This window comes from Burkholderia sp. AW33-5 (genome assembly GCF_053427615.1).
In genome coordinates this window covers 46,309-61,809 of record NZ_JBSAXA010000013.1, presented here as the reverse complement: position 1 = coordinate 61,809, position 15,501 = coordinate 46,309, and the positions used below count along the sequence as shown (strand labels likewise).

14 protein-coding genes are annotated in these 15,501 nt (G+C 68.7%); 7 read left to right on the top strand and 7 right to left on the bottom strand.

Annotated elements, in window-relative coordinates; genetic code table 11:
- Positions 1-70 precede the first annotated feature (70 nt).
- Positions 71-955, bottom strand: a complete 885-nt coding sequence (locus ACV22V_RS20690) for a LysR substrate-binding domain-containing protein (protein ID WP_448015362.1) — start codon at positions 953-955, stop codon at positions 71-73.
- Between the two features lie 359 nt (positions 956-1,314).
- On the opposite strand from ACV22V_RS20690, the gene ACV22V_RS20685 reads away from it, so the two are divergent.
- Entirely contained in the window at positions 1,315-1,692 is a 378-nt protein-coding gene (locus tag ACV22V_RS20685) for a nuclear transport factor 2 family protein (protein WP_059700305.1), read from the top strand.
- 21 nt (positions 1,693-1,713) lie between these two features.
- On the opposite strand, the gene ACV22V_RS20680 is transcribed toward ACV22V_RS20685, so the two are convergent.
- Positions 1,714-2,652, bottom strand: coding sequence for a helix-turn-helix domain-containing protein (locus ACV22V_RS20680; protein WP_448015361.1), 939 nt, complete (start codon positions 2,650-2,652; stop codon positions 1,714-1,716).
- Between the two features lie 87 nt (positions 2,653-2,739).
- Between ACV22V_RS20680 and ACV22V_RS20675 the strand changes: the two genes are divergently transcribed.
- The gene (locus tag ACV22V_RS20675; protein WP_448015359.1) at positions 2,740-4,179 is read left to right on the top strand and encodes a cytochrome P450; all 1,440 of its coding nucleotides are present in this window, start codon (positions 2,740-2,742) and stop codon (positions 4,177-4,179) included.
- A gap of 16 nt (positions 4,180-4,195) precedes the next feature.
- On the opposite strand, the gene ACV22V_RS20670 is transcribed toward ACV22V_RS20675, so the two are convergent.
- Positions 4,196-4,996 (bottom strand): helix-turn-helix transcriptional regulator, encoded by an 801-nt coding sequence (locus tag ACV22V_RS20670; RefSeq protein WP_059467907.1) that lies wholly within the window; start codon positions 4,994-4,996, stop codon positions 4,196-4,198.
- Positions 4,997-5,128: 132 nt separating this feature from the next.
- On the opposite strand from ACV22V_RS20670, the gene ACV22V_RS20665 reads away from it, so the two are divergent.
- Positions 5,129-6,535, top strand: a complete 1,407-nt coding sequence (locus tag ACV22V_RS20665; protein WP_059690025.1) for an APC family permease — start codon at positions 5,129-5,131, stop codon at positions 6,533-6,535.
- Between the two features lie 43 nt (positions 6,536-6,578).
- On the top strand, positions 6,579-7,688 hold the full coding sequence (locus tag ACV22V_RS20660; protein WP_448015356.1) for a DmpA family aminopeptidase: 1,110 nt from the start codon (positions 6,579-6,581) through the stop codon (positions 7,686-7,688).
- A 129-nt stretch (positions 7,689-7,817) separates the two neighbouring features.
- Here the strand turns inward: ACV22V_RS20660 and ACV22V_RS20655 are convergent, their stop codons facing one another.
- Positions 7,818-8,030, bottom strand: coding sequence for a hypothetical protein (locus ACV22V_RS20655; protein WP_059525339.1), 213 nt, complete (start codon positions 8,028-8,030; stop codon positions 7,818-7,820).
- A 157-nt stretch (positions 8,031-8,187) separates the two neighbouring features.
- Positions 8,188-10,371 carry an FUSC family protein gene (locus ACV22V_RS20650; RefSeq protein WP_059690028.1) on the bottom strand — a complete coding sequence of 728 codons (2,184 nt, stop codon included), beginning with the start codon at positions 10,369-10,371 and terminating at the stop codon, positions 8,188-8,190.
- 193 nt (positions 10,372-10,564) lie between these two features.
- Here ACV22V_RS20650 and ACV22V_RS20645 point away from each other — a divergent pair, with 193 nt between their 5' ends.
- A complete protein-coding gene (locus ACV22V_RS20645) occupies positions 10,565-11,512 on the top strand; it encodes a LysR family transcriptional regulator (protein ID WP_059525343.1) in 948 nt (315 codons plus the stop codon).
- Positions 11,513-11,665: 153 nt separating this feature from the next.
- Here ACV22V_RS20645 and ACV22V_RS20640 read toward each other — a convergent pair whose 3' ends face one another.
- Positions 11,666-11,968: a DUF4148 domain-containing protein gene (locus ACV22V_RS20640; RefSeq protein ID WP_059525344.1), complete on the bottom strand. Its 303-nt coding sequence runs from the start codon at positions 11,966-11,968 to the stop codon at positions 11,666-11,668.
- Between the two features lie 223 nt (positions 11,969-12,191).
- Complete coding sequence (locus tag ACV22V_RS20635) at positions 12,192-13,334, bottom strand: porin (protein WP_059690030.1); 1,143 nt, start codon at positions 13,332-13,334, stop codon at positions 12,192-12,194.
- A gap of 309 nt (positions 13,335-13,643) precedes the next feature.
- On the opposite strand from ACV22V_RS20635, the gene ACV22V_RS20630 reads away from it, so the two are divergent.
- Entirely contained in the window at positions 13,644-14,108 is a 465-nt protein-coding gene (locus tag ACV22V_RS20630) for a VOC family protein (RefSeq protein WP_223959037.1), read from the top strand.
- Between the two features lie 73 nt (positions 14,109-14,181).
- Positions 14,182-15,423 carry a cytosine deaminase gene (gene codA, locus ACV22V_RS20625; RefSeq protein WP_448015355.1) on the top strand — a complete coding sequence of 414 codons (1,242 nt, stop codon included), beginning with the start codon at positions 14,182-14,184 and terminating at the stop codon, positions 15,421-15,423.
- The last annotated feature ends 78 nt before the right edge of the window (positions 15,424-15,501 follow it).

Below are 15,501 nucleotides of genomic sequence, written 5' to 3'. Positions count from 1 at the left end.
ATCGAAAGAGTGACGATGCCGCCAAGTTAACACGCGGATGCAGCAGGAATAATGGTTAATTATCGGGCGTTCAATGAGAAATTCTCATCGATGACGCGGTGACTTCGGCGGCCAGCGCACGAGCGAAACGCTCGGCCGGCCGTGACTGATGTTCGAGCAGCACGACCTCGCGGCCCATCTGCGGCTGGCCGAACGGCAAGCGCGTGACGGGCGGCAGCCGCGCGAGCGTCGAGTCGGGGAGCGCGACGATCGCCGCGCCAAGCCCGCGCGCGACCATCCGCGCGATCGTCTCCGCGCTGTCGAGCACCATCTCCTCGCGTACGCGCACGCCGATGCGGCGCAACTCGGCGGCGATCATCCGGCCGGCCCACGCCTGTGCGTCGAAGCGGATGAACGGCAACGCGTCGAGCAGCGTGCCCGCGTCGCGCTCCGCATACTGCGGCGGCGCGAGCAGCCAGAAGCGGTCTTCGTACAGCGTGGTCCACGTCAGCTCCGCCGGATGCGGACGCACGGGGCGCGTCGTGATCGCGGCGTCGAGTTCGCCGGCCGCGACGCGGTTCGCCAGTTCGGCCGACATGCCGGCCGATACGTGCACGCGCAACGACGGGTGCGCGGCGCGCAGCGCGAGCAGCGCGTCGGGCAGCGGGCCGGACAGCGCGGTCTGGATCGCGCCGATCCGCAGGCGGCCGACGAGCTTTTTTTCGTCGCTGAGCGCATCGGGAATCCGGTCGACCATCGCGAGCACCTGCTCGGCCTGTGCGACGAGGATGTTGCCGGCTTCGGTGAGTATCGGCTGGCGGCGCGAACGGTCGAACAGCCGGACGTTGTATTCGCTTTCGAGCGTCTTGATCTGCAGGCTCACGGCCGATTGCGTGAGCCCGATCGCTTCGCCGGCGCGCGCGAAGGTGCGGTATCGGGCGATCGCGACCAGCGTTCGGAATGCGCGTAGTGACATGGGCTCGGTGAGGTGGGCGGCCGGGGCCGGCACGCGGATTGCTCAGTGATGCCGGAGGCGGCGCATGGGCGGCAAGCCGATCGCGGCGCCGACGACCGCCGAAGCCGGCGGCCGCGGCCGGCACGCTGGCGGACATCATGCCCGTGCGTGCGGAAACGGGCAACCGCGGCATCGGCGCGCGCAGGCGCTCGCGCCGATCTCCCGGTGCGGGTTTTCGCGAATGGCATCGAGCCGGGCGTGCGCGCAACGCTGACTGCGGGGGCGGTCGTGGTCGGTCGTGCCGCCCGCAAGCGTTTGATCGATGCCTCGGGGCGACGCGGGCTGTCGCGTCGGCCCCGTCCTTCGCGGAGGTAACGACGATGACAGACGACCCCGGTGACGTTGCGCGTGCCAGCTATCGCGCGTACGTCGACAAGGACCGCGCCGCGATCGAAGCGCTGATCGCACCGGACTTCCATTTCACGAGCCCGCTCGACAACCGGCTCGACCGCGACGCGTATCTGGCGCGCTGCTGGCCGAATAGCGCGATGCTCGCCGGTTTCGAGTTCGTCGACGTCGCCGTGCACGGCGAATACGTGTTCGTGGTGTACGAAGCCGACACGACAGCCGGCAGGCGGTTCCGGAATGCGGAGCGGTTGCGTGTCCGCGATGGCCGGATCGTCGAGGCCGAGGTGTATTTCGGCTGGTACGTGCCGCACCAGGCGCCCGAGGGCGGGTTCATCGAATCGGGCGGCTGACGCGTGACGGGCCGCGGCCCGTCACACCCAGAGGCGGTACATCCAGAACGATTCGTCCTCGGCGAAGCGTCGTACGAACTCGGTCGGCGAGAAGCCCGTGATGCGCCGCGTCGCGCGGCTCAGGTGTGCCTGGTCGGCGAACCCCTCGTCCAGCGCGAGCGCGGCCCAGTCGACCGGCTGCCCGGCGTCCTGCCGGTCGCGTGCGGCGAAGAACACGCCTTCGGTGCGCACCAGCGTTTGCCAGTCGCGCATCGAGCGACCGCTGTACGACTTGATGCGCCGTTCGACCTGACGCGGGCTGTGGGTGTACCGCCATTCGCGCGCTTTCGACGCGAGACGCCCGACCCAGCTGCGCCCCGCATCGCGCAGCGACGACAGCGGCGACACGCTGCCGCGCAGCGCATGCCAGCGCGGCGCGAGGTGGCGGTCGAGCGCGGCCAGCGCGTCGTCGTCGTGTTCGGCATCGGCGAGCGCATCGAGCAGCGGCCGCCAGCTGTCGTCGAGACATGCATGCGCGTCGACGAACGTGTCGTGGATCGCCGGCAACGCGACGCCGAACAGCGCGCGTGCCGCATCGGCATGCAGGCAGACGATGCCGCCTTGTCCGCTCGTCGGCGCCCAGCTCGCGACCGGCATCGACTGGCTGCCCGACAGCGTCGCCGATGCGCCGAACGGCCGCCATACGGGCCCGTCGCCGGTGCGCCGGACGAGCCCGACGTCGAGGCCGCGATACCACGACAGGCAGACGAGCGGCGATGCGGGGAAATGCGTGAGCCGCTGCGCGTCGCTCAACATGAAGCTGCGCGTGTCGCGCGTGATGATCGCGACGACCGCGCCTTGCAGCGCAGCCGGCGGCTGATACAGCCGGGTGGGCGGCGACCGGCCGTCGCACAGCACGCGCGGCGCACGCGCGAGCGGATCGGGACACGGCGGCAATGTCGGAGACGGACCGAAGGGCATGACGCCGGAGTATAGGGACCGGCGGCGCGCGTGTCGATGTCGTTTGCGTTCAAGACCGGCGGCGCGTCGATCCGGACAATCCGGCGCATGAACACACGATCCTCTTCCCGATGCCCGTTTCATGCGGACGCCGCCGATGCGGCGCCCGCGCTTCACCCGCCCGGCGTATGGCCGCCGGGGCCGCGTGCCGGCCTGACGGGGTGGCGGCTGCTGCGCGCGATGTCGCGCGACCTGCCCGGCGCGCTCGCGGGCTGGCAGCGCGCGCACGGCGACGTCGTGCACCTGCGCATGTGGCCCGAACATGCGGTGGTCGTGACCGATCCGGCGCTCGTGCGCGCGTTGCTGGTCACGCATCACGATGCGTTCGTGCGCTGGGAGCGCGGCATCCGCGTGTTCTCGCAGGTTCACGGGCACAGCGTGCTGATTGCAGAGGGCGACGCATGGCGCGACAAGCGGCACGCGCTGCAGCCGAATTTCATGCCGAAACCTGTGCAGGCGTTCGTGCCGTCGATCGCTGCGACGGCCGGTCATGCGCTCGCGCAGTGGCCCGCGCACGACGCGCACTGGCCGATCGAAAGTGCGCTGACGTCGCTCGCGATGGACGTGATCATGCGCACGATGTTCTCGGATGCGATCGGCGCGGACGCGCGCGTGGCCGAGGCAGCCGTGCGCACGGTCAGCGCGGCCGCGAACGCCGAGTTCTACCAGCCGGCCAGCGCGCCGGACTGGATGCCGTCGAAGCGCGGTAAGGCGAGGGCGCTGGCGGTGCTGAACGGATTGATCGACCGCCAACTGCATGCGCGTCTTGACATGCCGGAGCACGGCTGGCCGGACGATCTGCTGTCGCGCCTGTTGCGGCTGCACCGCGCCGACGCACGCGCGTGGCCGCTGCAAGCCGTGCACGACGAGTGCATGACGGCCTTCCTGGCCGGTCACGAGACGGCCGCGGCCACGCTGACCTGGTGGGCGTGGAACATGGCCGCGAATCCGGCCGCGCAGGCCGCCGCGCGCGACGAAGTCGTGCGCGTGCTGGGCGGCCGCGCGCCGACCGCCGACACGCGCGCCGCATTGCGCTATCTGACACAGACGCTCGAGGAAACGATGCGCCTGTATCCGGCGGCACCGATCCTGATCAGCCGTCGCGCATCGCGGCCGGTCGCGCTGGGCGCATGGCAGTTTCCGGCGCGAACGCTGTTCATGCTGCCGATTCGGCTGATGCATCACGACGCGCGGTGGTTTCCGGAACCGCACGCATTCCGGCCCGAGCGCTTCGCCGACGACGCGCCGGCGATTCCGCGCGGCGCGTACCTGCCGTTCGGCACGGGGCCGCGCGTATGCCTCGGGCAGCATCTGGCGATGACGGAAATGACGGTGGTGGCGGCCATGATCCTGCAGCGCCATGAACTGTCCGTGCCGCCTGGCATGACGGTGCCGCGCGCGACGCTGAACGTGACGCTGCGGCCCGGGCGCGCGCTGCACCTGGCGATCGCGCCGACACGGCGGGCGGCGGCGGTCGGACCGTCGTGACGCGGCGGCGTCGCGCTCAGCCCGCCGCATCCTCCCCCAACGCCTGAATGAACCGCGAAAACAGCTCCGGCTGCGACGAAATCCCGAGCTTCGCGTAAAGATGGCGCCGATGCACCTTCACCGTCTCGGGTGAAATCGCCAGCCGTTCCGCGATCGCCTTCGACGAATTGCCGCGCAGCACCATTCTTGCGATCGACATCTCGCGATCGGTCAGCACGCCCGCGCCGAAGCGCGCGAGCGCCTGCTCGACGCGCGCGCCGAGATCGTCGTCGGGCGTCGCGCGCGCGGCATCGCCCACCAGCCGCCAGTGCTGCCGGATCGTCGCGAGCACCCACGGCATCGCGGCCGTCAGCTTGCCGAGCGGCTCGACGTCGAAGCGCGCCGACGCGCCGAGCGACAACGACAGCAGCAAGTCGGGGTTCGGTCGCAGCAGGATCTGGATTTCGTCGTCGCCGACCGCATCGCGGAAGTAGCTCAGGAAATACTCGCTCTGCCGAAACAGGTCGGGCGCGACTTCCTCGAGCCGGTAGCAGCCGTCGGCAAGTCCGTCGTGCGCGGCCTGCAGGAACGGGTCGAGCAGATATAACCCATTGAGGTAAAGCGGCACCGGCGACGCGCTGTCGGAGCCGCCCGTGTCGTATTCGTCGAGCACGAGCGGCACGCCGTCGCGGCCGATCGCGGTCGCGAGCGCGTTGTCGAACGGCACCATCTCGTTGAGCAGCAGCACCAGGAAGCGCCAGAAGCGCGGCTGGCCCAGATGATCGATCGCGCGGCCAAGCGCCTGGTGCATCGCGATTTCGGAGAAGAGTCGATCCATACCACCACCGAAGGGTGTAACACGAAGGGGGAATAGCGGTCCTGAATTTGGCTTCCTAGACTGCCACGCAATCAATCGGGCCCGAGTATGGGTGTTCAAAAAAGTGCAGGGTAGGAGCAACAGGAGAACGAAATGGCGATGATGTCGGAATCGACGGGCACGCTGCAAGCGACGCCTGCCACGGAAGACGCGCCGCGCGCGTTGTCGCAGACGCTCAGCGTGCGCGACGCGGTGATGATCACCGTGTCGGGCGTGACGCCCGCAAGCTCGATCTTCGTGATCGCGCCGTTCGCGATCCAGCAGGCCGGCAGCGGCGCGGTGCTGTCGTTCCTGCTCGGCGGCGTGCTCGCGCTCGCGTTCGCGCTCTGCTACGCGGAGCTCAGTGCCGCGCATCGCAGCGCAGGCGGCGAATACGTGATGGCCAAGCGCGTGTTCGGCACGCTGCCCGGCTACCTGACGTTCATCACGGTGCTGTCCGTCAGCGTGTTCATCCCGGCCGTGCTCGCGAGCGGCGCCGCGCCGTACCTGAACAACGCGCTCGGCACGCACTTCGGCAACCAGTCGGTCGCGCTCACGATCGTCCTGCTGAGTTACGTGCTCGGGATGCTGAACATCAAGACGAACGCGTGGATCACGGGCGCGTTCCTCGTCGTCGAGATCGGCGTGCTGATGCTGATCGCGGGGCTCGGCTTCGGCTCCCCGCATCGCGGCGCCGACGCGCTGATCGCGCCGGTCGTCGCGAGCGGCAATGCGCTGGTGCCGGCCACGCTCGCGGCGATCGTGCCCGCGATCGGCACGGCGATCTTCTGCTACAACGGCTTCGGCTCCGCCGCGTACCTCGCGGAAGACCTGCGCGGCGGCAACCGCAACGTCGCGAAGGCGGTGATCTATTCGCTGCTGGTGATCCTCGTCGTCGAACTGATTCCGCTCACCGCGATCGTGCTCGGCGCGCCGTCGCTGACGGAGCTGACGAAGAGCGCCGACCCGATCGGCTATGTCGTGCGTTCGCTGAGCAACCCGGCGGTGTCGCGCGTGGTCAGCGGCGGGATCTTCCTGTCGGTGTTCAACGCGATCATCGCGATCGTGATCACGATGGGGCGCCTGCTTTACAGCAGCGGCCGACATGCGCTCTGGTCGCGCACCTGCAACCGCGCGTTCTCGACGATCCATCCGCGCTTCGAGTCGCCGTGGCTCGCGACGCTCGCGCTGGCGGTGCCGTCGTCGGGGCTGGTGTTCGTGTCGAGCCTCGACGAGCTGACCGCGTTCACGGTCGACCTGCTGCTGCTGATCTACCTCGTCGTCGGGCTGGCCGCGCTGGCGAGCCGCCTCGTGCGGCGCGACGTCGAGCATCACTACCGGATGCCGCTGTGGCCCGTGACGCCGCTCGTCGCGGTCGCGGGCGCCGCGTACACGCTTTACACGACACTGGCGACGGCGACCAAGCCGACCGACCTGATCATCATCGGCGGGCTGCTGGTGGCCGCGCTCGTCATGTATGCGGTCTGGGCGCGCCACAGCGATGCGTTCCGCTCGCTCTGACCATATCGAACACCGAACCATCGAAAGACGGAGGAATTGCATCATGCGCACGAGGGATCTCGGCATCCGCATCGGACTCGGCACGCCGGGCCGCTTCAACGCGATCACGGACGTACCGGGCGTGCGGGTCGGACATTGCACGCTGAACGTGGAGAACGGCGATGCGTCGATCCGCACCGGCGTCACGGTCATCGAGCCGCGCGCGGGCGCCGCGCACGATTCGCCGTGCTTCGCGGGCGTACACGTGCTGAACGGCAACGGCGACGCGACCGGGCTCGAATGGATCCGCGAAGCCGGCCTGTTGACGACGCCCGTCGCCTACACGAACACGCACAGCGTCGGCGCGGTGCGCGATGCGCTGGTCGCGAACGAACGCGAAGCGGCGGCCGGCCGCGTGTACTGGTGCATGCCGGTCGTGATGGAAACCTACGACGGCCTGCTCAACGACATCTGGGGGCAGCACGTGAGCGCCGCGCACGTGCAGCGCGCGCTGGCCGCCGCGCGGTCGGGGCCGGTCGCCGAAGGCGGCGTGGGCGGCGGCACCGGGATGATCTGCCACGAGTTCAAGGGCGGCATCGGCACCGCGTCGCGCGTGGTCGCGGCCGACGCGGGCGGCTGGACGGTCGGCGCGCTCGTGCAGGCGAACTACGGCGTGCGCGAGATGCTGCGCGTGGCCGGTTATCCGGTCGGCGAGGTGTTGCGGCACGTGCATTCGCCTTTTCGCGCGCCCGATGCACAAGGCGAGGCCGGGATGGGTTCGATCGTCGTCACGATCGCGACCGACGCGCCGCTGCTGCCGCATCAGTGCACGCGCCTCGCGCAGCGGGCGAGCGTCGGGCTGGCCCGCGTCGGCGGCGGCACCGAGGATTCGAGCGGCGACATCTTCCTGGCGTTCGCGACGGGCAACGACGGGCTGCCGGCCGCGAACTACGGCAGCAAGGGCGTGTCGACGACGGCCGTGAAGATGGTGAACAACGACCACATCTCCGCGCTGTTCGTCGCGGCGGCGGAAGCGGTGGAGGAAGCGATCGTGAATGCGCTCGTCGCGGGGAACGACGTCGAATCGCGCGGCGCGCGGGTCGAAGGGCTGGGGCAGGCGCGTTTGCTGGATGCGTTGCGCGAAGTGGGGTGGCGGCCGGGGCGCGGCGCCTGAAACGGCATGCGCCGCTTCAATCGAAGCGGCGTGGCGGACAGTGTCGTTGCGGCGATCGGCCGGCGCGTCGTGCGCGCGCGCATGCGATGCGTGCGCGGCGGGCCTGGCCGTGGCGACGCGGCGTCATGCTCAGCTGCCGAAGTAGACGTTGCAGAAGCTGACGGGGCCGACGCATGCGTTCGGGTCTTCCTGCTTCGATTGCGCACGATCGACGCGGCCCGCGGCCTGGACGGCTTCGGCGCGGTTCGCCGGTTGCTGCGCGGCGTCGACCGGCGCGGGCTGGGCATGCGCGACGGCGGCGGTGAGCGACAGGGCAACGAGGGCGAGGTGCAGCGGCTTCATTTGGGTTTCTCCTGGGTCAGTGCCAGTCTCGCTGGCAGTGAGGAAACTATAGGCTCGCACTGCTTAGAGATTAATCACCGCGGGTGCAGAGCTTATTTCCAATCGGAACAAGGATGACGTTGCGCGCGCATCGATCTGCGCCGACCGACGTCGACGGTCAGTGACGATGGCGATTGAACGGTGCGTCCTTGTCCAGCAGCGCGCTGCGGATGAAGTGCAGGCAGCCGACGATGCGCTGCATGCGGCGGCGCTCGTCGGGCACCGCGTACCACGCGTGCAGCGTGTGCTGGGCGGCGCGGATCGCCAGATTCACCGATTTCAGCGTGCGCGCATGGTGGCCCGTCGTCGGATCGTCGAAGAAGCGCGGCAGCTCGCGCAGCACCGCATCGATCGATGCGGTCCAGTGCAGCGTCTGCGGCGGTTTCGATTCGCAGAACCCGTGCAGCTCGTCGCGCAGGTCGATCACCGCATGGCCGACCTCGAGCGTCGACAGCATCCAGCGCAGCGCGTCGCGATGCTGCCGCGTGCGCTTGACGAGCAGCGTGCGCAACTGCGCCATCAGGTCGTGCGTGCTCGACTGGAAGCGTGCGGCGAGGCCGTCGCGCGTGCCGTCGCATGCGAGCGTGACCTGGCGGCGCAGGTCGTGCGCGATGCGCGACGTGAGCCACGGCATGTGGGTCGGAAACACCACGGCGAACACGATCGAGCACGCGAGCATCGCGACGACGATGGCGAAACCGTTGTTGATCAGCACCTCGGGCGTATACGCGATCGCGTTGTCGGGGCCGGCGAGCAGGCAGAAGAACACCGCGAAGCCGATCCCGTAGCCGGACAGGCCCGGACGCATCGCGAGAAACGCGCCGAGGCCGAGCACCGGCGCGAGCGCCGCGCACAGCAGCGGAAAGCCGTCGATGTTCGGATAGACGTAGCACAGGAACACATAGCCGACGGCCGTCGCGAACGCCGCGCCGACGCCCATCTGCGCGACGAACTTCGGCGCACGCGGCGACGTCGAGCTCAGCGCGCACGCGATCGCGGTGGCGATGACGGCGAGCGAGCCGCTCGGCCATTCGGACGCGATCCAGAACGCGCTCATCGCGCCGACGGCGACGAGCGTGCGCAGGAACGTGAAGCCGACGAAGAACGAATTGGTTTTTACCGCGTAGTGCGTGACCGAGCGTTCGAACGCATGATCGTCGCGGTCGAGCGACGCGTTGGTGTCGGCATAGCCGAGATACTCGCCGATGAAGCGATACATCAACTCGATCGCGGTGTCGAAGTCGAGCAGGCCGCCGGCCGCGTGATCCTCGATCTCGCGGCGCGACGCGCGCGCGGCCTTCGGCAGCGCGCCGTGAAAGCGGCGCAGTTCGAGCAGCGCGCCGGTGGTCGACGCGATCCCGCGCTGCCGCTCGTCGCGCAACGCGGTCACCCGCTGCGCGAGCGCATCGATGTGCGGCGCGAGCGCATCGAGCACCGCGTCGGACCGGTTCGCGCGCAAGCGTTTGACGAGCTGGTGCAGCGCATGCAGGCGCGTGCATGCATTCATGAACTCGCTGTTCAGGCGCGCGAGCCGGCGGCTGCGCGCGCGTATGTGCGGATCCTCGAACGACGCGAACGCGCGGTTGGCCTCGAAGCCAACGATCTCGTCGACGAAATCGGCGAAGCGCCGCTCGAAATCGCCGCGTGCGAGATCGCCCGACAGCGCGCCGGCCGCGAATGCCGCGAACTTCACATGACGGGCGGTCAGCGAGCGCATCAGCGCCTTCGCGGAGCTGAGGGGAAGAATCAACGCGCTGACCGCGCCGGAGCACGCGATGCCGAGCGCGACTTCCGCGGCGCGCGTGAGCGCGGACTGGAACAGCGTCTGCGGCGTCATCACCGCGGGCAGGCCGATCAGCGCGGCCGTGTAGCCGGCGAGCACGAACCCGTACCAGCGGAAATGGCGGTTGCGGACCGCGAGCGCGATGCAGCCGCCGATCCACAACGTGATGCCGGCCATGTACAGCTCCGGCTGCTGCGCGAACAGCCCGCCGAGCGCGAGCGCGCCGACGAGGCCGGCCGCGGTGCCGAGCACGCGGTAGAAGCTCTTCGCGAACACCATCCCCGACAGCGGCTGCATCAGCACGAACACGGTCGTCATCGCCGTGCGCGGCTGCGACATCTCGAGCCGCATCGCGATCCCCATCGCGAGCAGCGCGGCGAGCACCGTTTTGGCGAGATGCAGCCAGATCAGGCCGTCGCTCGCGGCCCAGTCGCGCGCGGCGCCGCCGAGCGGATCGAGCCAGGTTCTCCATCGTGCCGGTTCGATGGAAGGTCGCTCGATCGCAGGTTGTGGCTTCATGAAGAAAGAGGGGGGGCGCGTGCGGTGTCGCGGCGCGTCCGGACGGGTCCGTTCGACTGATGAGGCGCCGATTGTAGGAGTGCGGCGCGCGGGCATTAACGCAGCTGCAGGGAAACGATAGTTGCAGGGCGCGTAACAATCTGTCGCATCCGCTGGAGGAAAATAGCGGCTCCGCTACAGGTGGCTCACAGGAATGGATACCCTACAAAACATGCGGGTGTTTACGCGCGTCGTCGAGACGGGCAGTTTCACCGCGGCCGCGCAATCGCTGAATTCGACGACGGGCGCGATGTCGCGCGCGGTGTCGGAACTCGAGGCGCGCCTGCGCACCCGTCTGATGAATCGCTCGACGCGCCGCCTCGCGCTGACGTCGGCCGGCGAAAGCTATCTGCGGCGCTGCCGCCAGATCCTCGCCGACGTCGATCGCGCCGAGGAAGAGGCGAGCTGCGCGCACGAGCGGCCGGCCGGCGTGCTGCGCATGCACAGCTTCGCGAGCGTCGGCCATCACTACGTGATGCCCGCGCTCACGCGCTATCACACGCAATATCCGGACGTATCGATCGAGCTGTCGCTGTCGCAGCGCATGCCCGACCTGTTCGACGGCACGAGCGACATGGCGGTCGTGACCGCGTCGTCGCTGCCCGATTCGGAGCTCGTATCGCACCTGCTCGGCTCGACCTTCAGCATCCTGTGCGCGTCGCCGGAGTATGTGAAGCGTCATGGCACGCCGGCGCGGCCGCAGGATCTCGGCGCGCATGCGTGCCTGACGCTCTGCACGCCGGCGTTTCCGACCCACGAATGGGTGCTCGAAGGCGCCGAGGGCGTCGAGCAGATCCATGTCGCGGGGCCGGTGCAGACCAACACGGCCGAGTCGCTCGCGCTCGCGATTCGCGACGGCATCGGGATCGGCATGCTGCCGCTGTACGCGGCGATCGACGCGTTGCAGGAGGGCACGCTCGTGCGTGTGCTGCCGGGTCACATCCTGCAGAAGATGAACGTGTATGCGTTGTATCCGTCGCGCCGCTTCGTCGACGCGAAGGTGCGCACCTGGGTCGAGATGCTGCGTGCGCAGGTGCCGGGAATGATCGCGCATGACGTCGAGATGCTGAACGCAATCGAGCGGGAACCGCAGGCGGCCTGAGGGCGAATACGCCGAATAAGCGACTACGTAAAAAGATGGCCGCGTGCCCGACGGCACGCGGTCCGGCCGCATCCGTCGTCACGGACCGGTTCGCGCGAACTCCGCCGCGCCCGCAGGACACGTGTCATGCGGGCGCGGCGTGGCGTCATGCATTCAGAGCGCGGGCTTGACGGCCACGCCCGATTCGGTTGCGCCCGCACCGGCCGGGCCATATGCGGCATGCGCGGCCTTGTGCTCGGCGAGCCGTTTTGCCGCCAGGCGTTCCTGCGCGGCCATGATGTCGTCCGGATAGTTGCCGGCGTCGCCGAGCGATGGGTTGTAGCCCACCGATTCGAGGTCGTAGAGCTCCTGCAGCACCTGCGCGCGCGTGACGGGCGACTTGGCGGACTGAGCGAACGACAGGGCCGGTGCGGCAAGCAGGACGGCAGCGGCGGCGGTAACGACGAGCGATTTCACGATGTTCTCCTGTAGGCGGGGTGTGAGGCCGGTTCGGCGATCGATATGCGATCCGAACCATCGATGCCAGTCTATGCAGCGCACGCGGGCGCAAAAACCCCGATTCCAGGCAAGCAGATTTCCAGATGGAACAACATTGACGCACGTCGCCCGCGTTGCACGAACCCGTCCGTCAAGACAGGTTCGCGGCAGGCGGGCGACGTGCGGTCCTGCGGCGCCGAACTCAGAAGCGCGTGCGCATGCCGATCGTGCCGACGATCTGGTTCGCGGTGCTCGATGCGCCGCCCGACGTGTTGATGAACGCCTGGTAGCCGCGGCCCGACGCGTGCTGATACATCGCTTCCGCGTACAGATCGGTGCGGCGCGACAGCTTGTACACCGCCTGCAGGTCGACCTGGTGCCACTTCGGATCGGTGCCGTGCTTGCTGTCCGGGTTCGACACGCTGGCGTCCGTGTACACGTATGCGGCGCCGAGGCTGACGGCCGGCGTCACCGCGTAGCGCACGTTCACGTCGTAGTTGTTGAACGCGACCTGGCCGGTGGAACCGAACGAGCCCGAGTTGTCGTACTGCGAACGCGTGTAGACGAAGCCGACCGTCGCCGGACCGAACACGTAGCTGACGCCGCCGCCGTAGCTGCGCATGCGGTCCGCGCCCACCGACCAGCCGCCCTGGCTCACGCTCTTCGCTTCGGCCACGTCGGTCGCACCCGGGCTCGCGCTCGTCGAGCCCTTCGTGCCGTTCATCTGCAGGTAGGCGCCGGCCAGCTTCAGCGGGCCGTTCGTGTAGCTCGCCGCAACGCTGTACGCACGGTTGCCGGCGAAGTTCGTCGAGTTCGAGAAGCCGTACAGCGCGCCGACCTTGAAGCCCGCGATCGTGTCGCTCGTGTACTTCACCGCGTTGTTGATGCGCACCGAGTGGTTCAGGTTGTCGTTGTCGAACGGGTGCGCGAAGCCGGCATCGCCGAAGTCGCCGGACGTCGCGGACAGCGGCGCGACGAAGTCGACCATCGTGTCGTACTGGCGGCCGAGCGTCAGCGTGCCGTAGCCGCTGCTGGTCAGGCCGACGTACGCGTGGCGGCCGAACAGCTTGCCGTCCTGGCCGAGCGCGCCGTTGTTGATGTTGAAGCCGTTCTCGAGGACGAACAGCGCCTTCACGCCGCCGCCGAGATCTTCCGTGCCGCGCAGGCCGAAGCGGCTGCCGTTGACGGTGCCGCTGGTCATGCGCCACAGAGATGCGCCGCCCGCGTTGTTCGTGTACGCGATGCCGGCATCGATCAGGCCATACAGCGTGACCGAGCTCTGTGCATGCGCGAGCGGGGCGAACAGCGCGGTGGCGGCTGCGGCGGCAATCAGGGTTTTGTTCATGTAACTGCTCCTGCGTGTGGGACGAGTGACCAAAGTTCGGCGCCAGTGTAGGGGCGGGGTCGCGCGATTGCGGCCGCCGGCGCGCGAGCGCACCGTTGCGAGATGCGCAAGAGTGCGTCACATGGCGTTCACAAATCGATGCGGAGGCCGGATGGCGTGAGTTTTCGTCGACGCCGCGACGCGAGATGCGGGCCAGCGGCGTTCGTCGTGTCGCGCATTGACAACACGGGCGTCACCGGCGCGGGAGTTGATTGCCGCGCCGCGCGCGTGGAGAATGGGCGGACCCATGCCGAGATCCGGAGACATCCGATGACCACGCCTCGCCGTCCGTCGTTCAGTTCCGCGCTGTGCTACCGCAACCCGAAAGCCGCGCTGGCATGGCTCGAACGGGCATTCGGCTTCGAGCGCTCGATCGTCGTCACCACGCCGGAAGGCGACATCGCGCATGCCGAAATGAAGTTCGGCGACGGCCTCGTCATGATCGGCGGCGCATGGGCCGACTTCATCGCGTCGCCGGAAGACATCGGCGATCGCAACACGCAGCACGTCCACGTGCACCTTCCCGACGACGCGGACATCGACGCGCACTGCGAGCGCGCGCGTGCCGCCGGCGCGGAGATCCTGCAGGCGCCGGCCGACCAGTTCTACGGTGATCGCATGTATCGCGCGCGCGATCCCGGCCGGCATGTGTGGACGTTCGGCAAGCACGTGCGCGACGTGACGAACGACGAGATGAGCGCGGCCACCGGCCTGACGATCGAGGATTTCAACTAAGCGCGGCACGCATCGCCGGAGCCGGTTTTCCCCACCACGCGGCGCGCTGGCGCCGCATGACGCCTGGACCCACATGAACCTCTTCAATGCACGCCTGCGCGGTCGCGACGGGCTGTTCACGATCGGCATCGACGGCGACAGGATCGCGCGGATCGACGCGCAAGCCGCGCTGGTGGCCGCCGTCGGCGCCGGCGATGTCGATGCGGGCGGCCGGCTCGCGATTGCTCCGCTCGTCGAACCGCACATCCATCTCGACGCGGTGCTCACGGCCGGCGAGCCGGCCTGGAACATGAGCGGCACGCTGTTCGAGGGAATCGAGCGCTGGTCCGAGCGCAAGGCGACGATCACGCACGCGGACACGAAGACGCGCGCGCATGCGGCGATCGGCATGCTGCGCGATCACGGCATCCAGCACGTGCGCACCCATGTCGACGTCACCGATCCGACGCTGGCCGCGCTGAAGGCGATGCTCGAAGTGAAGGACGAGGCGCGCGGGCTGATCGACCTGCAGATCGTCGCGTTTCCGCAGGAAGGCATCGAGTCGTTCGACGGCGGCCGCGCGCTGATGGAGCAGGCGATCGAGCTTGGCGCGGACGTCGTCGGCGGCATTCCGCATTTCGAGAACACGCGCGAGCAGGGCGTCAGCTCGATCCGCTTCCTGATGGAACTGGCCGAGCGCACCGGCTGCCTCGTCGACGTGCACTGCGACGAGACCGACGATCCGCAGTCGCGCTTTCTGGAAGTGCTCGCGGAAGAAGCGCGCGTGCGCGGGATGGGCGCGCGCGTGACGGCGAGCCACACGACCGCGATGGGTTCGTACGACAACGCGTATTGCTCGAAGCTGTTCCGGCTGCTGAAGCGAGCGGGCCTGAACTTCGTGTCGTGCCCGACCGAGAGCATCCATTTGCAGGGGCGCTTCGACACGTTTCCGAAGCGGCGGGGCGTCACGCGCGTCGCGGAACTCGACCGCGCGGGCCTGAACGTCTGCTTCGGACAGGATTCGATCAAGGATCCGTGGTATCCGCTCGGCAACGGCAACATCCTGCGCGTGCTCGACGCCGGGCTGCACATCTGCCACATGATGGGCTACCAGGACCTGCAGCGCTGCCTCGACTTCGTGACCGATCACGGCGCGACGACGATGCATCTCGGCGACGGCTACGGTATCGCGGTCGGACGGCCGGCGAATCTGGTCGTGCTCGACGCGGACAGCGACTACGAAGCCGTGCGCCGGCAGGCGAAGGCCACGCTGTCGGTGCGCCACGGAAAGGTGATCATGCGGCGGGAGCCGGAGCGCATCACGTATCCGGAGTAGTGCGATCGGGGCGGCGGCGGCGCGCGTCGTCATGAGTCGCCGCCGCTCGTGCATTCGAAAAATGCATGAGTTGATCAG

Excerpts from the sequence above, each read along its gene's own strand:
- ACV22V_RS20690 (WP_448015362.1), bottom strand. The coding sequence starts at position 955 with ATGTCACTACGCGCATTCCGAACGCTGGTCGCGATCGCCCGATACCGC.
- ACV22V_RS20685 (WP_059700305.1), top strand. The coding sequence starts at position 1,315 with ATGACAGACGACCCCGGTGACGTTGCGCGTGCCAGCTATCGCGCGTAC.
- ACV22V_RS20680 (WP_448015361.1), bottom strand. The coding sequence starts at position 2,652 with ATGCCCTTCGGTCCGTCTCCGACATTGCCGCCGTGTCCCGATCCGCTC.
- ACV22V_RS20675 (WP_448015359.1), top strand. The coding sequence starts at position 2,740 with ATGAACACACGATCCTCTTCCCGATGCCCGTTTCATGCGGACGCCGCC.
- ACV22V_RS20670 (WP_059467907.1), bottom strand. The coding sequence starts at position 4,996 with ATGGATCGACTCTTCTCCGAAATCGCGATGCACCAGGCGCTTGGCCGC.
- ACV22V_RS20665 (WP_059690025.1), top strand. The coding sequence starts at position 5,129 with ATGGCGATGATGTCGGAATCGACGGGCACGCTGCAAGCGACGCCTGCC.
- ACV22V_RS20660 (WP_448015356.1), top strand. The coding sequence starts at position 6,579 with ATGCGCACGAGGGATCTCGGCATCCGCATCGGACTCGGCACGCCGGGC.
- ACV22V_RS20655 (WP_059525339.1), bottom strand. The coding sequence starts at position 8,030 with ATGAAGCCGCTGCACCTCGCCCTCGTTGCCCTGTCGCTCACCGCCGCC.
- ACV22V_RS20650 (WP_059690028.1), bottom strand. The coding sequence starts at position 10,371 with ATGAAGCCACAACCTGCGATCGAGCGACCTTCCATCGAACCGGCACGA.
- ACV22V_RS20645 (WP_059525343.1), top strand. The coding sequence starts at position 10,565 with ATGGATACCCTACAAAACATGCGGGTGTTTACGCGCGTCGTCGAGACG.
- ACV22V_RS20635 (WP_059690030.1), bottom strand. The coding sequence starts at position 13,334 with ATGAACAAAACCCTGATTGCCGCCGCAGCCGCCACCGCGCTGTTCGCC.
- ACV22V_RS20630 (WP_223959037.1), top strand. The coding sequence starts at position 13,644 with ATGACCACGCCTCGCCGTCCGTCGTTCAGTTCCGCGCTGTGCTACCGC.
- codA (WP_448015355.1), top strand. The coding sequence starts at position 14,182 with ATGAACCTCTTCAATGCACGCCTGCGCGGTCGCGACGGGCTGTTCACG.